The sequence below is a fragment of the Microbacterium sp. LWO12-1.2 genome (assembly GCF_040675875.1).
Taxonomy (GTDB): domain Bacteria; phylum Actinomycetota; class Actinomycetes; order Actinomycetales; family Microbacteriaceae; genus Microbacterium.
This window is the reverse complement of record NZ_JBEGII010000001.1, coordinates 2,081,232-2,097,541: the sequence shown is the minus strand read 5'-3', so window position 1 is coordinate 2,097,541 and position 16,310 is coordinate 2,081,232. Positions and strand designations below refer to the sequence as shown.

19 protein-coding genes are annotated in these 16,310 nt (G+C 68.8%); 10 read left to right on the top strand and 9 right to left on the bottom strand.

Annotated features, from left to right (window positions below; all coding sequences use genetic code 11):
• Positions 1-61 precede the first annotated feature (61 nt).
• Positions 62-1,015: an aldo/keto reductase gene (locus tag MRBLWO12_RS10025; RefSeq protein ID WP_363555053.1), complete on the top strand. Its 954-nt coding sequence runs from the start codon at positions 62-64 to the stop codon at positions 1,013-1,015.
• 62 nt (positions 1,016-1,077) lie between these two features.
• Here MRBLWO12_RS10025 and MRBLWO12_RS10020 read toward each other — a convergent pair whose 3' ends face one another.
• From MRBLWO12_RS10020 to MRBLWO12_RS10000, 5 genes are all read right to left on the bottom strand, one after another.
• A complete protein-coding gene (locus MRBLWO12_RS10020; protein WP_363555051.1) occupies positions 1,078-2,073 on the bottom strand; it encodes a SecDF P1 head subdomain-containing protein in 996 nt (331 codons plus the stop codon).
• A 171-nt stretch (positions 2,074-2,244) separates the two neighbouring features.
• Positions 2,245-2,937, bottom strand: coding sequence for a response regulator transcription factor (locus MRBLWO12_RS10015; protein WP_363558585.1), 693 nt, complete (start codon positions 2,935-2,937; stop codon positions 2,245-2,247).
• Positions 2,937-4,178 carry a histidine kinase gene (locus tag MRBLWO12_RS10010; RefSeq protein WP_363555049.1) on the bottom strand — a complete coding sequence of 414 codons (1,242 nt, stop codon included), beginning with the start codon at positions 4,176-4,178 and terminating at the stop codon, positions 2,937-2,939. Before MRBLWO12_RS10010 ends, MRBLWO12_RS10015 begins: the two co-directional genes overlap by 1 nt.
• Before the next feature lie 10 nt (positions 4,179-4,188).
• Entirely contained in the window at positions 4,189-5,001 is an 813-nt protein-coding gene (locus tag MRBLWO12_RS10005; protein WP_363555047.1) for an ABC transporter permease subunit, read from the bottom strand.
• Entirely contained in the window at positions 4,998-5,909 is a 912-nt protein-coding gene (locus MRBLWO12_RS10000) for an ABC transporter ATP-binding protein (RefSeq protein ID WP_363555045.1), read from the bottom strand. Before MRBLWO12_RS10000 ends, MRBLWO12_RS10005 begins: the two co-directional genes overlap by 4 nt.
• Before the next feature lie 180 nt (positions 5,910-6,089).
• Here MRBLWO12_RS10000 and MRBLWO12_RS09995 point away from each other — a divergent pair, with 180 nt between their 5' ends.
• From MRBLWO12_RS09995 to MRBLWO12_RS09980, 4 genes are read left to right on the top strand one after another with little or no spacing between them, the layout of a single operon-like run.
• Complete coding sequence (locus tag MRBLWO12_RS09995; RefSeq protein WP_363555043.1) at positions 6,090-7,037, top strand: ABC transporter ATP-binding protein; 948 nt, start codon at positions 6,090-6,092, stop codon at positions 7,035-7,037.
• On the top strand, positions 7,034-7,795 hold the full coding sequence (locus MRBLWO12_RS09990; RefSeq protein ID WP_363555041.1) for an ABC transporter permease: 762 nt from the start codon (positions 7,034-7,036) through the stop codon (positions 7,793-7,795). The genes MRBLWO12_RS09995 and MRBLWO12_RS09990 overlap by 4 nt, the downstream gene beginning before the upstream one ends.
• A gap of 9 nt (positions 7,796-7,804) precedes the next feature.
• Entirely contained in the window at positions 7,805-8,896 is a 1,092-nt protein-coding gene (locus MRBLWO12_RS09985) for a sensor histidine kinase (protein ID WP_363555039.1), read from the top strand.
• Positions 8,893-9,507 carry a response regulator transcription factor gene (locus tag MRBLWO12_RS09980; protein WP_363555037.1) on the top strand — a complete coding sequence of 205 codons (615 nt, stop codon included), beginning with the start codon at positions 8,893-8,895 and terminating at the stop codon, positions 9,505-9,507. Before MRBLWO12_RS09985 ends, MRBLWO12_RS09980 begins: the two co-directional genes overlap by 4 nt.
• A gap of 41 nt (positions 9,508-9,548) precedes the next feature.
• Here MRBLWO12_RS09980 and MRBLWO12_RS09975 read toward each other — a convergent pair whose 3' ends face one another.
• Positions 9,549-9,932 (bottom strand): MmcQ/YjbR family DNA-binding protein, encoded by a 384-nt coding sequence (locus MRBLWO12_RS09975; protein WP_363555035.1) that lies wholly within the window; start codon positions 9,930-9,932, stop codon positions 9,549-9,551.
• A 3-nt stretch (positions 9,933-9,935) separates the two neighbouring features.
• Entirely contained in the window at positions 9,936-10,589 is a 654-nt protein-coding gene (locus MRBLWO12_RS09970; protein ID WP_363555033.1) for an SOS response-associated peptidase family protein, read from the bottom strand.
• 74 nt (positions 10,590-10,663) lie between these two features.
• Here MRBLWO12_RS09970 and MRBLWO12_RS09965 point away from each other — a divergent pair, with 74 nt between their 5' ends.
• A complete protein-coding gene (locus tag MRBLWO12_RS09965) occupies positions 10,664-11,608 on the top strand; it encodes a DMT family transporter (RefSeq protein WP_363555031.1) in 945 nt (314 codons plus the stop codon).
• A gap of 4 nt (positions 11,609-11,612) precedes the next feature.
• Here the strand turns inward: MRBLWO12_RS09965 and MRBLWO12_RS09960 are convergent, their stop codons facing one another.
• A complete protein-coding gene (locus tag MRBLWO12_RS09960) occupies positions 11,613-12,161 on the bottom strand; it encodes a nitroreductase family protein (RefSeq protein ID WP_363555029.1) in 549 nt (182 codons plus the stop codon).
• Positions 12,158-12,562 carry a peptide-methionine (R)-S-oxide reductase MsrB gene (gene msrB / locus MRBLWO12_RS09955; RefSeq protein ID WP_141871117.1) on the bottom strand — a complete coding sequence of 135 codons (405 nt, stop codon included), beginning with the start codon at positions 12,560-12,562 and terminating at the stop codon, positions 12,158-12,160. The genes MRBLWO12_RS09960 and msrB overlap by 4 nt, the downstream gene beginning before the upstream one ends.
• A gap of 71 nt (positions 12,563-12,633) precedes the next feature.
• Here msrB and MRBLWO12_RS09950 point away from each other — a divergent pair, with 71 nt between their 5' ends.
• The 4 genes from MRBLWO12_RS09950 (at position 12,634) to groL (ending at position 16,286) form a co-directional block, all read left to right on the top strand.
• Positions 12,634-13,626, top strand: a complete 993-nt coding sequence (locus MRBLWO12_RS09950) for a DUF2332 domain-containing protein (RefSeq protein WP_363555027.1) — start codon at positions 12,634-12,636, stop codon at positions 13,624-13,626.
• 9 nt (positions 13,627-13,635) lie between these two features.
• Entirely contained in the window at positions 13,636-13,893 is a 258-nt protein-coding gene (locus MRBLWO12_RS09945) for a DUF3263 domain-containing protein (RefSeq protein ID WP_141871119.1), read from the top strand.
• Positions 13,894-13,963: 70 nt separating this feature from the next.
• Positions 13,964-14,542 (top strand): LytR C-terminal domain-containing protein, encoded by a 579-nt coding sequence (locus tag MRBLWO12_RS09940; protein ID WP_363555024.1) that lies wholly within the window; start codon positions 13,964-13,966, stop codon positions 14,540-14,542.
• 124 nt (positions 14,543-14,666) lie between these two features.
• Positions 14,667-16,286, top strand: coding sequence for a chaperonin GroEL (groL, locus tag MRBLWO12_RS09935; RefSeq protein ID WP_363555022.1), 1,620 nt, complete (start codon positions 14,667-14,669; stop codon positions 16,284-16,286).
• The last annotated feature ends 24 nt before the right edge of the window (positions 16,287-16,310 follow it).

The following is a 16,310-nucleotide window of genomic DNA, read 5'->3' as shown; positions in this document are numbered from 1 at the left end:
GATCTCCTGCAACATGCGGTCATCGGGGAATGCTGCCTCGCGGCTCCCCGTTGTCACGATCATGACTCGTATCGGAACCAGTGATCTTGACGTCTTCCCGCTCTCGCTCGGCGGCAACGTGTTCGGTTGGACGGCCGACCGCGACACCTCCTTCGCCGTCCTCGACGCCTTCGTGGCAGGAGGAGGCGATTTCGTCGACACCGCCGACTCGTACAGTGCGTGGGTGCCGGGGAACTCCGGTGGCGAGAGCGAGACGATCATCGGGGAGTGGCTGGCCTCGCGCAAGCCCCAGAACGTCGTCGTCGCGACCAAGGTGAGCCAGCACCCGGAGTTCCGCGGGCTCGCCGGCGCGAACGTGCGCAAGGCTGCGGAGGCCTCGCTCGGACGCCTGGGCGTCGACGCGATCGACCTGTACTACGCGCACTTCGACGACGAGGCGGTTCCGCTCGAAGAGACCGTCGCGGCGTTCGGACAGCTCGTTGCCGACGGGCTCGTGCGCCACGTCGCCGTGTCGAACTATTCGGCCGCGCGCATCCGCGAGTGGATCGAGATCGCACGGCGGACCGGGGTGGCGCTGCCGATCGCCGTGCAGCCGCACTACAACCTCGTGCACCGCAACGAGGTCGAGGAGACGATCATCCCCGTCGCGGAGGAGTTCGGTCTCGGGCTCGTTCCTTACTACTCGTTGGCGAGCGGCTTCCTGACGGGCAAGTACCGCTCCACGGACGCCGAGGGGCAGTCTTCGCCCCGCGCGCAGGGCGCCGCGAAGTACGCGACGGACGCCGGACTCCGCATCATCGACACGCTGGAGGAGATCGGAGAGGCCCACGGCGCCTCGATCGCCGCGACGTCGCTGGCCTGGCTTCGCGCGCAGCCCACCGTCGCCGCACCGATCGCGAGCGCGCGCACCGTGGAGCAGGTGCCGGATCTGCTCGCCGGCGCACGGCTCGAGCTGACGGCCGAAGAGGTGCAGGTGCTGAACCGCGTCTCGGAGTGGACCCCCGCTCAGGACTGAGCACGAGCGGGTTGGGCTGCGGCATCACGCCGGGCTCAGCCCGTTTCCCTTGGCGGCGGGGCTCAGCCCACCTTCGCGCCCGCCACGCTGAATGTCACACCGGCGCTGAGCACCCGGAGTCGGTCTGCGGTCTCCTGGACATCGAAATCCGGACCTCCTCCGGAGATCTGGAACTCGCCCCCGGCGATGGCGGCCTGCACGACCGGTGCGCTCAGCACACCGTTCGCGTCCACGATGGCGATCCGGCCCCCATCCGCTTCTGCGGCGAGCTGCCCCGTCCACTCCTCGAACTCCGCCGCCGCATCCGGGCTGAGGGTGACAGCCACGATGTCGCCCGAGACCGTGATCTCGGCGATGGCGGAGCCCGGCACCCGCGGTCCCTCGTCGAAGAGGTACTGCGCCGTGTCGGCGTCATCGCACACCACTGTGAGGTCGTTCCACTGGGTGCTGCCGAACGGCAGATCCGCGCAGGTCGGTGACGACTCCTCGGAACCGTCGACCTGTCCGCCGCTTGCGGGCACGACCGCGAAGACCTGCGAGAACCCGTTCGCGGGTGGCGACGAGAGGGACTGCCCGAACTGTGTGATGAGCGCGTCCGCGGTGTCCTCATCGAACGAGACGAGGAGCGAGTTCCCGTCCGACTCGGTGACCGCCAGGACGTTCATGCCCGCCTGCGTCGCATGGCGTTCCACCAGTGTCCGCGCCGCGGCGAGGGTCTCGGCGTCCAGGTCGTCCTCGGCGGTCACCTCCAGCACGACGGACTTCGCGGAGTCCGGCACGGGAATCTCGACAGCCTCGCCGGAGGGAGCCTCCTGAGTGAAGAGCGTCACGCCTCCCCACACGATCAGTGCGATGCAGATCGACCAGATCACGCTGAGGATGGCACCGACGACCACGGCGACGGTGGCGATCGCCGTCGGACTGCCGGCGCGCTTCGCCTGCGCCCGCGCCACGAGTCCGAGCACGAAGCCCACCAGCGGTATCAGCACCGCCAGGAAGAGGGACGCGATGGACAGACCGCTCGTTCCCTGCGCAGTACCCGGTCGCTGGTAGCTCATCTCTTCGCCGTTCCGTCCGCTGCCGAATCTCCCACCGCGGCGTCACGGTTCTCCTGGTCCTGGCTCGTCACTGTGGCCCCCTCCGGTCATTGCAGCGTGCTGATGCAGGCTAATCGACGGCGGCGCGCGGGCGCGAACGGATGACCGCGGGTCGAGGACTTCGGTGACCGACTAGGCCTCCGACGGCAACGGCTCCCCATCGGAGGTGTAGCCCAGGCGGTGCGCGAGGATCACGGCGTGGATGCGGTCGCGTGCGCCGAGCTTCGCGAGCACCCTGCCCACGTGGGTCTTCACGGTCGACTCGCTCACGAACAGGCTCTGCGCGATCTCGGAGTTCGTGAGGCCTCGACCGATCGCCAGGAACACGTCGCGTTCGCGATCGGTCAGCTCCGCCGCGAGATCGGGGTGAGCGGGTGGTTCCGAGGATGGCAGCGACGGTGTCACATGCTCCAGCAGCATGCGCGTGATCCGAGGCGACAGCGCCGCGTCGCCCCGATGCACGGCGCGCAGTGCGGAGATCATCTCGTGGCGCTGCACGTCTTTCAACAGGAAGCCGCTGGCTCCGGCGCGGATCGCTCCGAAGGCGTACTCGTCCAGGTCGAAGGTCGTCAGGACCAGCACGCGGGTCTGCGGATGCTCGCGCACGATCGACTCGGTGGCGGCGATGCCGTCCAGCCCCGGCATCCGGATGTCCATCAGCACCAGGTCGGGGTGTAGAGCTGCGGCTTGGGCGATGGCCTCACGGCCGTCCGACGCCTCGCCGATCACGACGATGTCGTCCTCCGCTTCGAGGACCATGCGGAAGCCCAGGCGGATGAGCTGTTGGTCGTCCACGAGGAGTACTCGTATCGGTTCGGTCGTCATCATCTGTCCATCTTCTCTTCGGTCGGGATCTCGGCATGGAGCACCCAGTGTCCGCCCTCGGACGGCCCGGAGGTGATCCTCCCGTTCACGTGCGCGACGCGCTCCGAGAGTCCGCGCAGACCGAACCCGGGGGTCTCCGTCGTCGCGGACGCCCCGTCGTTGGTCACTTCCACGGTCACGCCGCCGGTGTCATAGACGAGCCGGACGACGATGGTGGTGAGCGCGGGCGCATGGCGCATCGCGTTCGTCACACCCTCCTGCACGATCCTCGAGACGGCATGGGTGACGGCCAGCGGGAGATCCGCGGTCCCCGTCACCGTGAGCGATACCGGGTAGCCCGCACGCTGCGCGGTCGCGACGGTCTCGTGAGGCGATGGCGCCTCCAGAGGGGTGAGCGGGAGCGAGTCGTCGTCGGCGCGGAGCACGCCGAGCATGGATCGCATCTCCGTGAGGGCACTGCGCGCGGTCTCGGCGGCCGCGGTCGATGCGGCGCGCGCTTGCGCCGGGTCGGAGGTGGCGGCGGCGCCTTCGGACAGGGCGACGATCACCGTGAGGGAGTGCGACACTATGTCGTGCATCTCCCTGGCGATGCGTGCGCGCTCGGCGGCTGCCGCGAGCTGCGCCTGCTGGTCCCGCTCGACCAGCAACTGTCGGGAGCGGTCGATCACAGCGGCCAGGTACCGTTTACGCCCGCCGATGTTGACGCCGATCAGGGTGCCGATCAGGCCCAGCGCGAGCGAGCTGACAACCGAGTTGGCGGCGATCTGCAGGCTGATGACGCCGGTCAGGGTGAGGAGCCCGGCGAACACGGTCAGCGCGGCCAGCGCGATCGCGAAGCCCTTCCACGCGAACGCGGTCGATCGGTATACGGCGAGGGCGTAGCAGGTGGCGAGGACGAGCGGCGTGCCGACCGGCATGTCGATGAAGAGGAACGCGGCCTCGACCGCGAAGGAGGCCACGAAGGGAACGAGCGGTGCGCGCCGCCGCCAGAACAGCGTCACGCACGCGCCGACCACGGCGGCGGGCAGCAGCACGGCCATGAGCATAGAGAACGCTGCGGGAAGCCCAGGGTTGATCCGCATCGCGGGAGTGAGCGACAGCAGCAGGCACAAGAGTGCGATCAGCACGTCCGCGACGCGTGGATGCCGTGCCCAGAAGCGTCGTAGCACCCCGGGGGGACGCGGAAGCCGCAGCTCCTCGTCCTCACGGACCGAGGTGCTGCGGCTTCGCGTTCTGCTCACCTGGCTGACTTTACGCGTCGCGCGTGCGCAGCACGGCCCACGCCGCGAGCAGGGTGCCCACAGCCCAGCATCCGAGCGTGAGGTAACCGGTGGGCCCATCGATGACCCCGCCATCGCTGGGCAGGATGATGCTCTGCGCGGCGGAGGACGGCAGGTAGGAGGCCATTTCGACGACCCACTTCCAGCTCTCCCCGGCGAAGGAGAAGAAGTTGGTCATGATCGGCAGCACGAACAACAGGCCGACTGTCGCCGCGATCGCTCCCGCGCCGGAGCGCAGGATGAAACCGAATGCGACGCCGATGATGGCGAAGACGGCCATCGTGAACGACGCCACGATGATCGGGAGGAAGGAAGCGGCGGGATCGGACCAGTCGATGCTCTGATCGCGCCCGGCGACCACCAGCGACACCGCGAGTGCGGCACTGAAGAAGATCACCAGAGACGAGACGAACATGAACACGGCCAGCACGAGCGCCTTGGCTGTGAGAACGGAACCGCGCACCGGGTCGGCGGCGAGCGTGGAACGGATCATGCCGGTCGAGTACTCACCGGTGACGGCGATCGCGCCGAGGATGCCGGCGAGGAGCATCGTGAACTGGATCGGGGAGACGACCGCCTGGATCGGCTCGAACCCGGGCATGTCGACCGCCTGGGCGATGAGCACCGCGATGCCGATCGTCAGCAGAGCGGTGATGCCGATCGACCACCAGGTGGAACGGACGGTGGCGAGCTTGATCCACTCGCTGCGCACGGCGCGGATGAACGTGAGGCGCTGCGAAGAGTCGACGCGGGCGCGCGTGAGAGGCGGGGCCTGGGTGGTCATGAGATCTCCTTGGTCCGGTACTCGACGGAGTCGCCCGTGAGCGCGAGATACGCGTCTTCGAGGGAACCGGTGGTCGGGGTGAGTTCGTGCAGCGGGATGCCGCGGTCGGCGGCGAGGTCACCGATGCGAGCGGCCGGCAGGCCCACGATGTCGAGGAGATCGGGGGCGGCGCTCACGATCTCGACCTCGGGGCCTCCGACGGCCGCAGCGAGGTCGGCAGCGCGGGGAGTGCGCACCCGCACGGTGTTTCGGGTCCACGCCCGCACGAGTTCGTCGAGAGGGGCATCCGCCAGCACCTGGCCGCGGCCCATCACGATCACGTGATCGGCGGTCTGCGCCATCTCGCTCATGAGATGGCTGGAGAGCAGCACCGTGCGACCCTCCGAGGCGGCGTGGCGCACGAACTGGCGCACCCAGCGCACGCCCTCAGGGTCGAGGCCGTTGACCGGCTCGTCGAGGATCAGCGTGTGCGGGTCGCCGAGCAGTGCCGAGGCGATCCCGAGGCGCTGGCCCATGCCGAGCGAGAACTTGCCCGCGCGTTTGCGTGCCACCGAGCTGATCCCTGCGAGATCGATGACCTCGTCGACGCGGGACGCCGGGATGCCGTGGGTCGCTGCCATGGCGCGCAGGTGGTTGCGGGCGGTGCGACCGGTGTGCACGGCCTTGGCGTCGAGCAGCACGCCGACCTCGCTGAGCGGCGCGCGCAGCTTGCGGTACTCCTGGCCAGCGATGGTCGCGCGGCCCGACGTCGGCCGGTCGAGCCCGACGATCATCCGCATCGTGGTGGACTTCCCGGCGCCGTTCGGTCCGAGGAATCCGGTGACGGTTCCCGGCTGGATCGTGAACGACACGTCCTGGACGGCTGTCTTGTCTCCAAACCTCTTCGTGAGGCCCTCTGCTGTGATCATGTGAACCACGCTACGGAGCAGGGTGGTTTCTCCGCGTCCTCCTGAGGTACCGTTCCGTTGGCCGCGACGTCATCCTGCCGACGGACCACGACGACCGCGGCGGGGGACATGACGGATGTCATCCCGAGGGTGTGACATCCGCCTCCGGCGCCGGTCGTGAGCTCAGGGTTGGCTGGACGCATGAGTCAACCCGCCGTCGTCGCCAACGACCGTCCACAGACCGGAGCCCCCGCCGTCGAACTGACCGGCATCGTCCGCAGGTTCGGGCATGGCGGTAATCGCGTCGTCGCCGTCGACCGGGTCGACCTGCGTATCGATCGGGGAGAGGTCGTCGCGCTGCTCGGCCCGAACGGCGCGGGAAAGACGACCACGATCGACGTGCTGCTCGGCCTCTCCGAACCCGATGAGGGAACCGCACGGGTGCTGGGAACGGATCCGCGTCATGCGGTCGCCGCCGGGCGACTGGCCGCCGTGCTCCAGACGGGCGGTCTGCTCTCCGACCTCACGGTGCGCGAGACCGTGTCGGTCGTGGCGGGGCTGCACGGTGCGAGCGGTCGGATCGCCGAGGTGATCGAGCGCGCCGACCTCGGTGCGATCGCTCGCCGCCGGGTCGGGAAGTGCTCGGGCGGCGAGAAGCAGCGCGTGAAGTTCGCGCTCGCCCTGCTGCCGGACCCCGACGTGCTCGTGCTCGATGAGCCGACGGCGGGGATGGACGTCACGGCACGCCGCCGATTCTGGGAGGCGATGCGCGCAGATGCCGACGCCGGTCGCACGATCCTCTTCGCCACGCATTACCTCGAGGAGGCGGAGCAGTTCGCCAGGCGCACGGTCGTGATGAACCACGGGCGAGTGGTGGCCGATGGTGCCACCGCTCGTCTGCGCGCCTCGCTCGGCGGACGCACCGTGTCGGCGACGATGCCTCCCGCGGACATCGCCGTGCTCATCGGCGAACTCCGCGCGGATCCTGCGGTCGGAGAGGTATCGGCAGATGCCGACCGGCTCACGGTGCGCACCGCGGCCTCCGATGTGCTCGCCGGACGGCTCCTGTCTCTCGGCGCGACCGATCTGGAGATCGTCGCTCCGACCCTCGAATCCGCTTTCACCTCACTCACGGAGGACCAGTCATGACTACGCTCGTCGCCCCGGCGCTGTACCGTACGGAGCTCGTGCGCCAGATCCGCAACCCCTACACGCTCGCGTTCACTCTCGCGATGCCGGTGGCCATGTACCTGCTGTTCGGGGCGAGCATGTCGTACGCGACGCAGAGCGTCGGTCACGCGAACGTCTCGTTCTACGTCATGGTCTCGATGGGGGCGTTCGGCACCGCGACCGCGATGAGCTCGCTCTGCTCTCTCGCCGCGTCCGAGGTCGGCCAGGGATGGGGGAGGCAGCTCGCCCTCACGCCGCTCACGACCCTGGGGTATGCGGTGACCAAGGTGCTCGCGGCGGTGTCGTTCGCTGCGCTCGCCGTGGTGTTCGTCTACGTGGCGGGGATCGCCACCGGTGCCGAGGCGGAGGACGCCTGGCGCTGGTTCGCCGCCGCCGGTATCACGCTCGGGCTCGGCCTCGTCTTCGGCCTGTTCGGCCTCGGCGTCGGGCTGGCCTTCAACTCGGATTCCGCTGCCGCGCTCGCGTCGATCTCGATCACGTTCTTCGGATTCTTCGGCAACGTCTTCATCCCGCTCGACGGCGTGATGCTCGACATCGCGAAGTGGACTCCGATGTACGGCTACGTCGCCCTCGTGCGATGGCCGGCCACGGACGGGACGCTCGTCGCCGGCGGTGCGGATCCGCTCTGGGCCGTGCTCTTGAACGTCGTCGTCTGGGCGATCCTGTTCGCCGCTCTCGTCCGCCTCGGCGTGATGCGCTCACGTCGGCGTCGTTAGGCTGAACGGATGACGACCGAGCGGCCGGAGGCCGACGAGCACACGGGCCCCTGGGAGCGCTGGGGATGGCTGATGGCCGTCGTGTGGATGGTCTTCCTGGTGTACCCGGTGCTGTCGCTGCTGCGGTCGGATGCCGCGCTCGGGTGGGTAGTGCTCGGCTGGACGGCTCTGATCTCGTTCGCGGTCGTCTACGTCATCGGGTTCGTGGTCGGGATGCGTTCGTCCTGGGGGAAGCCGCCCCCTCTGGTCCGCACGCTGTTCTGGGTGCAGATCGCGTGCGCCATCGCGACGATCCCGGCGATCGAGACGCAGGCGCTCAGCTTCCTTCCGTACCTGATGTCATACGCCAGCTACGGGCTGCGCGGGATGTGGCATTGGGTGACCACCATCAGCGGCATCGCGCTGGCCGCCGGCGTCGCCCTGTTCAGCGGGCGCCTGGAGGGGCATCTCCAACTGTTGATCGTGGTGGTGCTGATCGCCGTCGTCAACACGGTGAACACGTGGCTCATCAGTCGTTCGGTCGACGCGGACAAGGTGCGCATGGAACTCGCCACCAGCGACGAGCGCGCGTCGATCGCCCGCGATGTCCACGACCTGCTCGGGCACACGCTCACCGCTGTGAAGCTGAAGGCGGAACTCGCCGAGCGACTGGTCGATGACGACCCGGAGCGAGCGAAGGCCGAGCTCGCACAGATCGTGCACCTCACGGGCGAGGCGATCGCCGGAGTGCGCAGCACCGTGACCGGCATCCGAGCAGCCGCGCTGTCGGAGCAGATCCAGGCGAGCACCGTCGCCCTGGAATCGGCCGGTCTCCGGGTGAGGATCGAGGGCGACCCGACGGCGCTGTCGCCTGCACAGTCGCTACCTGCCGGGTGGATCGTGCGGGAGTCGACCACGAACATCCTGCGGCATGCCAGCGCTCAGCATGTGCGCATCACGATGGTGCCGGGCGAGGTCGCGATCGAAGACGACGGGCGCGGTGTGCGGGGGCCGGCAGGCAGCGGCCTCCGAGGGATGTCGGAGCGGGCAGCCGCGGCGGGTGCCGTTCTGGTCGTGGAGGATACGTCGAATGGCGGCACGAGAGTCAGTGTGACCTGGTGACGGATCCGATCCGGCTGCTGCTCGTCGATGATCAGGCGCTGGTGCGCGGTGCCATGGGCGCGCTGCTCGAACTCGAGCGCGATCTCACGGTCGTCGCCGAGGCCGGTGACGGTGCGCAGGCCGCGGAACGCGCACGCGAGGAGCGCCCCGATGTCTGTCTCATGGACATCCAGATGCCCGGAGTCGACGGGATCGCCGCGACGCGTCTCGTGCGCGAGGTGAGCCCCGAGACCCGGGTGCTCGTCGTGACGACGTTCGCCCGGCCGGGATACCTGCGGCAGGCCTTGGATGCGGGCGCGAGCGGCTTCATCGCCAAGGACACCCCCGCCACCGATCTCGCGCATGCCGTGCGCCGTGTGCACCAGGGGCTGCGCGTGGTCGATCCTGCACTCGCCGAGGCGTCGCTCTTCGAAGGTGCGAATCCCTTGAGCGAGCGGGAGCAGCAGGTGCTCCGGCTGTCAGCCGACGGGCGCTCGATCTCCCGGATCGCGGCGGAGGTCTTCCTGTCGGCGGGGACGGTGCGCAACCATCTGTCGTCGGCGATCGGCAAGACCGCGACCGAGAACCGTGCGCAGGCGGCGCGAGCGGCGCGGGACAAGGGCTGGATCTGAGCGGTCGGCAGACGTCGCTCGTCGCCTGTCCGATGCCGGGCTCAGTCCTCCCGCTGACCGAACAGCGCGGGATCGACGGGGCGCTGGGCCCGCGGGAGCTTCTCGACCACCAGCAGGTACGACTCGGTGACGAGCTCGGTGACCAGGCCCTCTTCGAGTGAGGGGCCGGGGGTGAGCGTGATCCAGTGCTTCTTGTTCATGTGATAGCCGGGGACGATGTCGGCGAACGTCTCGCGCAGCGCGACCGCGTCGTCGGGGTGCGACTTGAGCGTGACGCGACCGGTGCCGTCGATCGGCAGCAGCAGGAACACGCGACCGCGCACCTTGTAGACGTCCCACTCCGGGCCGAACGGGTTCTCACGTTCGGAGCCTGGCAGCTCCTCGGCGCGCGCCGCCGCCGCCGAGGTCAGTTCTTTCGAGTTCATGCGTCAGAACAGCCGATCCGCGTTCTTGTCGTCGCCCCGGGGTACCGCGGCGACGCGATCATCGAGGCTCGCGGCGGCGAGGAGGGCGTCGTCGATCACGTCGCGGGTTCCCTCAGCGGTCAGCCACTCCTGGGCGAATGCGGTGGGGATGAGCACCGGCATGCGGTCGTGGACACCGGCGAGATGCGCGGGCGCGGGTCGCATGACGATCGAATAGCAGGTGAACCAGGTGCCGTCGCTGGTCTTGCCGCGCTGCGTGATGGCCGCCATGCCGAACAGTGCTCCGTCGTCGACGAGGAACTGGTGCCACTGGCGAGACGGCTTCTGCATCTCGTACCAGCTGGTGGCGGGAACGAGAGCGCGGGAGCGCAGACTGCCCGGTCGCTCCTGCAGACGCTCGGAACGGGTGTTGATCGAGGGGAACTTCGCCGGTTCCCCTCCGACCAGGAACCCCCACCAGGCCGGCTCGAGCGTCGGCGCGTCGTCGGGCTGCACCACGATCGGGTTCAGATTGCGCAGGTTCTTGCCGGTGGGACGCACGGTCTCGCCCGCATTCTCCTGCGCCCACAGACGAAGCCCCTCGAGCACGGACTCATCGGCCGCGGCGAGGAGCTCCGCATCGGAGAAACGGGGATCGAGTCCATAGCTCGCGCACATGCCGTCAGCGTAGCCGCGGTCGCCGACATCCGGGCAGACGCGGGTCGCGCCCTCCGCGCGGGTAGGCTCGACAGGTGACCCAGACCCGTGTGCTCCCCGCCCCGGTCGCGCTCGGGGGAGCGGTCGCGATCGGTGTGATGACAGCCGTCCAGGCGCGCATCAACGGCGTCCTCGGAGTCCGTCTCGATGACGGCATCGCCGCGGGCTTCGTGTCTTTCAGCGTCGGGTTGCTCGCTCTCGTGGTCGTGGTCGCCGCGCTTCCTTCCGGCCGCCGAGGAGTCGGGCGGCTGTGGCGGGGCGTGCGCGCTCGCACGATCCCGCTGTGGATGCTGCTGGGTGGGGCCTGTGGCGCACTCACCGTCTCGACCCAGGGCCTCACCGCCGGGATACTGGGCGTCTCGCTCTTCACGGTCGGGGTGGTCGCGGGGCAGACGCTGCACGGGCTGGTGCTCGATCGGATCGGCTTCGGTCCGGCCGGAGTGGTCGCGGTCACGCCTGGACGTGTGCTCGGCGGGCTGCTCGCGCTCGCCGCGGTCGCCATCTCGCTCAGTGGAGACGTGCTGGCGACGGCGCCGCTGTGGATGCTGCTGCTACCGTTCGCGGCGGGAGTCGGAATCGCCTGGCAGGCCGCGACCAACGGTCGTCTCGCGCAGCGGGTGCAATCCCCGATCATCGCCACACTCATGAGCTTCATCGCCGGGACGATCGTGCTGCTGCTCGCAGCCGGGGTGAGTATCGCCCTGCGCGGTGCCCCGGACGCCCTCCCGAGTGAACCCTGGCTGTATCTCGGCGGCTTCCTCGGCTTCGCCTACATCCTGCTGGGCGCATTCATCGTCGGCCAGACCGGCGTGCTGCTGATGGGGCTCGGCTCCGTGCTGGGACAGCTCACGACCTCAGTCGTGATCGATCTGCTGTGGCCCCCGGTGTCCGGTCCCGCCCCCTGGCAGATCATCGGAATGGTGGTCGTGGCTGCGGCGTCCGTCGCCGTGGCTCTACCGCGCCGCCGTCGCAGGGACTGAACGACTACTTCTTCTTCGCCTTCGGCATCCGGCTGACGAGCTTGCGGGCATCGACGGCCTTGCGGCGTCCCGGCTTCTTGCCGGCGGGCTTGCCGCCGACGTAGAGCCAGCCGAGGAGCTCCTCGTTCTTGTCCAGCCCATGCGCCTTGGCCACGGCCTTCGCCCGCGTGTAGTGCCCTGTGCGCCAGAGCACTCCCCACCCGGCGTCATCGAGCAGCAGACTGAGCATGTGCGCGACGCCCGAGGCGACGGCCTCCTGCTCCCACCGGGGCACCTTGTCGCTCTTGCGGTAGCTGGCGACCACGGCGATCAGCAGCGGGGCCCGCAACGGCTTGGTCGACGGCGACTTGTCTCCCTGGGCCTTCGAGATCGCGGCGCCGAGGAGCTGGCGGTCGGATCCGCGCAGCTCGATCAGACGCCACGGACGCAACGACGAATGGTCGGCGACTCTTCCCGCCGCGGCGACGAGCGTCAGCAGCTCATCGTGCGAGGGTGCGGTGTCGTCGACCTTCGACCAGGACTGACGAGCGCGGACGGCGTCGAGCGCGGTCACGACGCTTCGGGGGTGAAGTTCAGCGCGATCGAGTTCATGCAGTACCGGTCGCCGGTCGGCGTGCCGAAGCCGTCGGGGAAGACATGGCCGAGGTGCGAACCGCAGTTCGCGCAGCGCACCTCGGTGCGCACCATGCCCAGGGTCGTGTCCTCGATGAGCTGCACGGCTTCGGGACGGATCGACTCGTAGAAGCTCGGCCATCCGCATCCGGAGTCGAACTTGGTGCCGCTCTGGAACAGCTCCGCCCCGCAGGCACCGCAGGTGTAGAGGCCCGCACGGCCCTCGTCGAGCAGCTCGCCGGTCCAGGCGCGCTCGGTCGCCGCCTGGCGCAGCACGGCGTATTGCTCCGCGCCGAGTTCCTCGCGCCATTCGTCTTCGGTCTTGTCCACGCTGTAGGCCATGCGTCCTCCTGGGTCTTCTCCATTCTCCCTCCTCCGACGGGCGGACGGCTGCGCCGGGCGACAATGGGCGTATGACGGATGCCGTACAGCTGCGCTACGCCCGCTTCGCCGCAGAGGAGGCCCCCGGCCGCAGCGCCCTGTACGAGGAGTGGGCGCGCGGTGTCGCCGGAGACGCTGCCGTCCAGGCGGTCCTTTCACGCATCCCGGAGAACCGCCGCCAGCCTCCGTTGGTGTTCGCCGTGACCCGCCTGCTCGGTGCGCCGCTCGGGGGATACCCGCGCTGGCGTGACTTCGTGCTCCGCCACGCGGACGACATCGTCGCCGAGTGCACGGTCCGCTCGCTCCAGACCAATGAGCCGCTGCGACTCGCGGCCCTGCTGGCGGTGCTGTCGGAGATCGACGGCCCTGTCGCGCTGCTCGAACTCGGTGCGGCGGCCGGGCTGTGTCTGTACCCCGATCGGTACTCCTATCGATTCGTCGGGGACGACGGGCGCGTAAGAGCGGCGCTCGATCCGTCGTCAGGGGAGTCTCCGGTCGTCCTGACGAGCCGGGTGACCGGGCCCCTTCCGTCGTTGCGGATGCCGGAGGTGGTCTGGCGCGCTGGTATCGACCTCGCGCCCCTGGACGTCGCGGAGGAGCGTGACCGGCGCTGGCTGCGCGGACTCGTCTGGCCGGGGGAGGCCGGACGCGAGGAACGCATCGAGGCCGCCGCGACCATCGCCGCAGCCGACCCGCCGCTCCTCATCGCCGGTGATGCGTTGGCGCAGCTGGATGCGCTCGCCGCCCGAGCGCCCCGAGACGCGACGCTCGTCGTCACCACGCCGGGGGTGCTCGTGCATATCCCGCGTGCGCATCGCCTGGCGTTGATCGAACGGATCAGCCAGATGTCCGCCCGATGGATCACGATCGATCCTCCCGGCCTGCTCGATGTCTGGACGCCTCCGATCGACCCGGCGGCCTGGCCGGGATTCGTCGTCGCGCTTGACGGGCGGGTACGTGCAGCGGCGGATCCGCTCGGGCGTTGGTGGGAGTGGCGCACCGCTTCTGCGACGCAGGAGTCCTAACCTGGAGCCATGCTCGGAGACCTCACGGAGCGCGATCGCGCTGTCCTCCATCTGGAGGCGGCCTGGCCGCGTCACAGTGGGGCGAAGGAAGAGATCATCCGTGCCCAGCTCGGGATGAGCGCCGCTCGGTACTACCAGGTGCTCGGACGCCTGGTCGAGTCAGAGGCGGCACTCGAATACGATCCCATGCTGGTGCGGCGCCTGCGCCGGCTCCGGGACTCACGTGCCTCACATCGCGCCATGCGCACGCCCGGTTTCGTGGGCTGAGAGCGCACCCGTTCCACTCATCTGCGGATGCGGATGCGGATTGCCAGGCGCGTGCCGCTAGCATCGAGGGGTGTCAAAGCCCACCCGCGATCGCTTCGATGATGTCCCTCGCACCTCCGGCCGCGTCGGGGCGCACCGCGCAGAAGCCCCCGGGATGAACGGCTGGGTGGTGCTGCTGTGGTCCTTCGTCGCCGCGCTCGTGCTGATCATCGCCGGCATCTTCGGATCGCTCGTGGTCATGGGGCGCATCGACCTGTTCCCCGAAGCGGCGCCGAGCGCCGTGCCGACGCCGGAGGAGACCGGCGTGGTCGACACGGCCTTCTCGGTGATGATCCTCAACGCGACGCCGGAGGAGGGTCTCGACGAGCAGGTGCGCACCCTCCTGATCAACGAGGGCTGGGCGGCTGACACGGTCTACGCGAGCGACAGCGACAGCACGGACTTCGCGACGACGACCGTCTACTACGTCGAGGACGACGATGAGCTCGCGGCCATCGGCCTGGCGAACCTGATCGGTGGTGCCGACGTGCAGCAGAGCGATGTCTACGCCGGCCTCAACCGCACGGACGGGGAGCAGCTCACCGTCGTGATCGGCCTTGATCGCTCCACCACGGCTCCGGCGACACCCACCGGAGATCCCGCCTCCTGACGCCCGACCGGCACCGGGCTCCGGCGGCTTGCACTCGGAGGGGTCGAGTGCCAGAATGGCGTTAGCACTCTCACACTCTGAGTGCTAAACCCAACGTCTACGTCCAGGAGGGACGAAAAAACTCATGGCAAAGATCATTGCTTTCGATGAGGAGGCCCGCCGCGGCCTCGAGCGCGGCCTCAACATCCTCGCCGACGCGGTCAAGGTGACCCTCGGCCCGCGCGGCCGCAACGTCGTTCTCGAGAAGAAGTGGGGCGCCCCCACGATCACGAACGACGGTGTCTCCATCGCCAAGGAGATCGAGCTCGACGACCCGTACGAGAAGATCGGTGCGGAGCTCGTCAAGGAGGTCGCCAAGAAGACTGACGACGTCGCCGGTGACGGCACCACGACCGCCACGGTCCTGGCTCAGGCGCTCGTCCGCGAGGGCCTGCGCAACGTCGCAGCCGGCGCTGACCCGATCTCGCTGAAGCGCGGCATCGAGAAGGCCGTCGCGGCTATCACCGAGGAGCTGCTCGCCAGCGCCAAGGAGATCGACTCCAAGGAGCAGATCGCCGCGACCGCTTCCATCTCGGCCGCTGACCCCGCGATCGGCGAGCTCATCGCCGAGGCGATCGACAAGGTCGGCAAGGAGGGTGTGGTCACCGTCGAGGAGTCCCAGACCTTCGGCACCGAGCTCGAGCTCACCGAGGGCATGCGCTTCGACAAGGGCTACCTGAACCCGTACTTCGTCACGGACCCCGACCGCCAGGAAGCCGTCTTCGAGGACGCCTACATCCTGATCGCGAACCAGAAGATCTCCAACATCAAGGACCTTCTGCCCATCGTCGACAAGGTGATCCAGGACGGCAAGGAGCTCGTCATCATCGCCGAGGACGTCGAGGGCGAAGCTCTCGCGACGCTCGTGCTCAACAAGCTCAAGGGCATCTTCAAGTCGGTCGCCGTCAAGGCTCCCGGCTTCGGCGACCGCCGCAAGGCGCAGCTGCAGGACATCGCGATCCTCACCGGTGGTCAGGTCATCACCGAAGAGGTCGGTCTCAAGCTGGAGAACGCCACGCTCGACCTGCTGGGTCGTGCCCGCAAGGTCATCGTCACCAAGGACGAGACCACGATCGTCGAGGGTGCCGGCGAGGCAGACCAGATCGACGGTCGCGTGACCCAGATCCGTCGCGAGATCGAGAACACCGACAGCGACTACGACCGCGAGAAGCTGCAGGAGCGCCTGGCCAAGCTGGCCGGTGGCGTCGCCGTCATCAAGGCGGGCGCCGCGACCGAGGTCGAGCTCAAGGAGCGCAAGCACCGCATCGAGGACGCCGTCCGCAACGCGAAGGCAGCCGTCGAGGAGGGCATCGTCCCCGGTGGTGGCGTCGCGCTGATCCAGTCGGGCACGAAGGCTCTCGACGCCCTCAACCTGACGGGTGACGAGGCGACCGGAGCGAACATCGTCCGCGTCGCTATCGAGGCTCCGCTCAAGCAGATCGCGCTGAACGCCGGTCTCGAGCCGGGTGTCGTCGCGAACAAGGTCTCCGAGCTTCCTTCGGGCCAGGGCCTGAACGCAGCCACGGGCGAGTACGTCGACATGTTCGCGGCCGGCATCATCGACCCGGCCAAGGTGACCCGGTCGGCGCTGCAGAATGCAGCTTCGATCGCGGCTCTCTTCCTCACGACCGAGGTCGTCGTCGCCGACAAGCCTGAGAAGGCTTCGGCTCCGATGGGTGACCCGTCTGGTGGCATGGACTTCTGATCCACACCACACGCTGAACAGAAA

Bases quoted from the DNA above. Each gene is read 5' to 3' on its own strand.
- MRBLWO12_RS10020 (WP_363555051.1), bottom strand. From the start codon at position 2,073: ATGAGCTACCAGCGACCGGGTACTGCGCAGGGAACGAGCGGTCTGTCC.
- MRBLWO12_RS09995 (WP_363555043.1), top strand. From the start codon at position 6,090: ATGAGTCAACCCGCCGTCGTCGCCAACGACCGTCCACAGACCGGAGCC.
- MRBLWO12_RS10025 (WP_363555053.1), top strand. From the start codon at position 62: ATGACTCGTATCGGAACCAGTGATCTTGACGTCTTCCCGCTCTCGCTC.
- MRBLWO12_RS09950 (WP_363555027.1), top strand. From the start codon at position 12,634: ATGACGGATGCCGTACAGCTGCGCTACGCCCGCTTCGCCGCAGAGGAG.
- MRBLWO12_RS09985 (WP_363555039.1), top strand. From the start codon at position 7,805: ATGACGACCGAGCGGCCGGAGGCCGACGAGCACACGGGCCCCTGGGAG.
- MRBLWO12_RS09970 (WP_363555033.1), bottom strand. From the start codon at position 10,589: ATGTGCGCGAGCTATGGACTCGATCCCCGTTTCTCCGATGCGGAGCTC.
- MRBLWO12_RS10000 (WP_363555045.1), bottom strand. From the start codon at position 5,909: ATGATCACAGCAGAGGGCCTCACGAAGAGGTTTGGAGACAAGACAGCC.
- msrB (WP_141871117.1), bottom strand. From the start codon at position 12,562: ATGGCCTACAGCGTGGACAAGACCGAAGACGAATGGCGCGAGGAACTC.
- MRBLWO12_RS09975 (WP_363555035.1), bottom strand. From the start codon at position 9,932: ATGAACTCGAAAGAACTGACCTCGGCGGCGGCGGCGCGCGCCGAGGAG.
- MRBLWO12_RS09990 (WP_363555041.1), top strand. From the start codon at position 7,034: ATGACTACGCTCGTCGCCCCGGCGCTGTACCGTACGGAGCTCGTGCGC.
- MRBLWO12_RS09945 (WP_141871119.1), top strand. From the start codon at position 13,636: ATGCTCGGAGACCTCACGGAGCGCGATCGCGCTGTCCTCCATCTGGAG.
- groL (WP_363555022.1), top strand. From the start codon at position 14,667: ATGGCAAAGATCATTGCTTTCGATGAGGAGGCCCGCCGCGGCCTCGAG.
- MRBLWO12_RS10015 (WP_363558585.1), bottom strand. From the start codon at position 2,937: ATGACGACCGAACCGATACGAGTACTCCTCGTGGACGACCAACAGCTC.
- MRBLWO12_RS10005 (WP_363555047.1), bottom strand. From the start codon at position 5,001: ATGACCACCCAGGCCCCGCCTCTCACGCGCGCCCGCGTCGACTCTTCG.